This is a genomic window from Actinomadura sp. 6K520 (genome assembly GCF_004349245.1).
Classification (GTDB): domain Bacteria; phylum Actinomycetota; class Actinomycetes; order Streptosporangiales; family Streptosporangiaceae; genus Spirillospora.
In genome coordinates this window covers 1-2,403 of the sequence record NZ_SMLC01000362.1, presented here as the reverse complement: position 1 = coordinate 2,403, position 2,403 = coordinate 1, and the positions used below count along the sequence as shown (strand labels likewise).

The 2,403-nt window shown below is 73.2% G+C and carries 3 protein-coding genes; 2 read left to right on the top strand and 1 reads right to left on the bottom strand.

Going from position 1 to position 2,403, the window contains the following annotated elements:
- A partial coding sequence (locus tag E1289_RS37290) for a DJ-1/PfpI family protein (protein ID WP_207929418.1) occupies positions 1-390 on the bottom strand: 390 nt, incomplete at its 3' end.
- Positions 391-562: 172 nt separating this feature from the next.
- Between E1289_RS37290 and E1289_RS37285 the strand changes: the two genes are divergently transcribed.
- Together E1289_RS37285 and E1289_RS37280 are read left to right on the top strand one after the other, a co-directional pair.
- Positions 563-2,149: a family 10 glycosylhydrolase gene (locus E1289_RS37285; protein WP_243713470.1), complete on the top strand. Its 1,587-nt coding sequence runs from the start codon at positions 563-565 to the stop codon at positions 2,147-2,149.
- Positions 2,150-2,202: 53 nt separating this feature from the next.
- Positions 2,203-2,400 carry a DUF3040 domain-containing protein gene (locus tag E1289_RS37280; RefSeq protein ID WP_131988851.1) on the top strand — a complete coding sequence of 66 codons (198 nt, stop codon included), beginning with the start codon at positions 2,203-2,205 and terminating at the stop codon, positions 2,398-2,400.
- Positions 2,401-2,403: the final 3 nt, after the last annotated feature.

Here is a 2,403-nt window from a genome sequence, read left to right as displayed (position 1 = left end):
CTCCAGCAGCCCCGCCGCCGCCAGCACGAACGCGGCCGTGCAGATCGAGGCGATCCGCGCGCCCCGCTCCCGCGCCGCCACCAGCGCCGCCGGCACCGGCCCGCCGCCCGGGCACACCTCGTCCACCGCGGGCGCCGCCGGCACGACCACCGTGTCGGCCTCCTCCAGCGCGCCGAGCCCGTGCGCGACGACCACCGCGAAATCGGCGGCGGTCACCACCGGACCCGGCTGCACCGCACACGACACCACCTCGTACAGCGGCTCCCCGCCCGCCGACCACGCACCCCCGAACAGCTGGTGCACCAGCCCCAGCTCCATCGGCTGCACACCCTCGCGCACCAGCACCGCCACCCGATGCCGCCCGCCACCGAACACCCCGCCCACCGCCATGGCCCGATCCTCACACACACCCGGGCCCGGCCACCCGCCACCGATCACGGGGCCGGGGGAGCCCGAAGGTGCCACGTGAGCGGACGCACAAGGGATGGCCGGGGCGGGGGGCGTTCCGTACGCAGCATCGCTCCGCGTGGGTAACAATGGGCGCGCTATGTGGCGATCCAAGATGCGAGCGGTGGCGGCGGCACTCACGGCGGCGACGGCGGCCGGGGCGCTGGCCGGCTGCGCCGTCCCCGGATTCGGCGGGACCGACGGGCGCGCCGCCGAGGGCCGCGCGCCCGCCCCGGCCGGCGCGCCCGCCGAGTGCGCCGGCGTCCCCGCGCCCGGCGACTCCAAGGCGCGCGAGCTGCGCGCCATGTGGATCGCCACCGTCGGCAACATCGACTGGCCCAAGGACCCCCGCGCCCCCGCGACCGAGCAGAAGAAGCAGTTCACCAGGCTCCTCGACACCGCCCAGCAGATGAACATGAACGCGGTGTTCGTGCAGATCCGCCCCAACTCCGACGCGTTCTACGACTCCCCGATCGAGCCGTGGTCCACCTGGATCACCGGGACGCAGGGCAAGGACCCCGGCTACGACGTCCTGGAGTTCATGCTCAAGGAGGCCCACGCCCGCAACCTGGAGTTCCACGCCTGGTTCAACCCCTACCGGATCGCCCGCCACAACGACCTGGACAAGCTGGACGGCAAGAGCCCCGCCCGCAAGAACCCCGGCTGGGTCCGCGAGTACGGCGGCGGACTGTGGTACGACCCGGGCATCCCGCAGGTGCGGGAACTGGCCACCAAGGCCGTGATGGACGTCGTCGCCAAGTACGACATCGACGCCGTCCACTTCGACGACTACTTCTACCCCTACCCCGAGGACGGCGAGTTCCCCGACCAGGCCACCTACAAGGCCCACGGCGACGGGATGAACAAGGGCGACTGGCGGCGCCGCAACGTCGACCTGCTCATCGAGGACCTGTCCCGCAAGATCCACGACGCCAAGCCGTGGGTGCAGTTCGGCATCAGCCCGTTCGGGGTGTGGCGCAACAAGAACAGCGACCCCGCCGGGTCCGACACCCGCGCGCTGCAGAGCTACGACGACATCTACGCCGACACCCGCAAATGGATCAAGAAGGGGTGGGTCGACTACATCACCCCGCAGCTGTACTGGCCGATCGGCGACCCGCGCGCCGACTACGCCGAGCTCGTCGCCTGGTGGGCCGGGCAGGTCAAGGGCACCGACGTGCAGCTGACGATCGGGCAGGGCGCCTACCGCGTCGGCGCCGACGCCGCCTGGAAGGACCCCGCCGAGCTGTCCCGGCACCTCACCCTCAACGACCGGTACCCGCAGGTCCGCGGCGACGTGTACTTCAGCGCCTCCGACCTCACCGAGAACCGCCGCGGATTCGCCGAGCGGCTGCGCGACGACCACTACCGCCGCCCCGCACTGCGGCCCGCCGGCGCCGGCGGCGACGCGCCCCAGCCCGTCCGGGACACCGCCGCCGAACCCCACGACGACGGCGTCAAGGTCACCTGGCGGGCCTCCCGTGACGCCGCCTCCTACGCCGTCTACCGCGCCGACGGCAAGCGCCCCGGCTGCGCCCCCGTCGAGGCCGGGCACCTCATCGCCGACGTCCGCGGCGGTGGCATCATCGACCCCGCCGCCGAACCCGGCCGCACCTACACCTACTACGTCACCGCGCTGGACCGCCGCCACCACCAGAGCGCCCCCGCGCGCGGCGTGACGGTCACCGCCCCGAAGGGATAATGATCATGCTCCGTGGGGAAGAAAAAGACACCTGACCCCCCGGAGGTATGAGCATGGCGCTGTCGATGGAGGAGCAGCGGATCCTCACCCAGATCGAGGTCCGCCTGAGCGAGGACGACCCGCGGCTGGCCCACCGCCTCGCACGGCTCGGCGCACCCCGCCGCCGTGCCCGCACCGCCGCCCTCGCCGCGGCCGCCGTCATCGTCGTCCTCGCCGCGATCGGCGCCGCCGTCGCGGCCGCCGCCCTATGACCC

Coding starts and splice junctions, on each gene's coding strand:
- E1289_RS37285 (WP_243713470.1), top strand. CDS start 563: ATGCGAGCGGTGGCGGCGGCACTCACGGCGGCGACGGCGGCCGGGGCG.
- E1289_RS37280 (WP_131988851.1), top strand. CDS start 2,203: ATGGCGCTGTCGATGGAGGAGCAGCGGATCCTCACCCAGATCGAGGTC.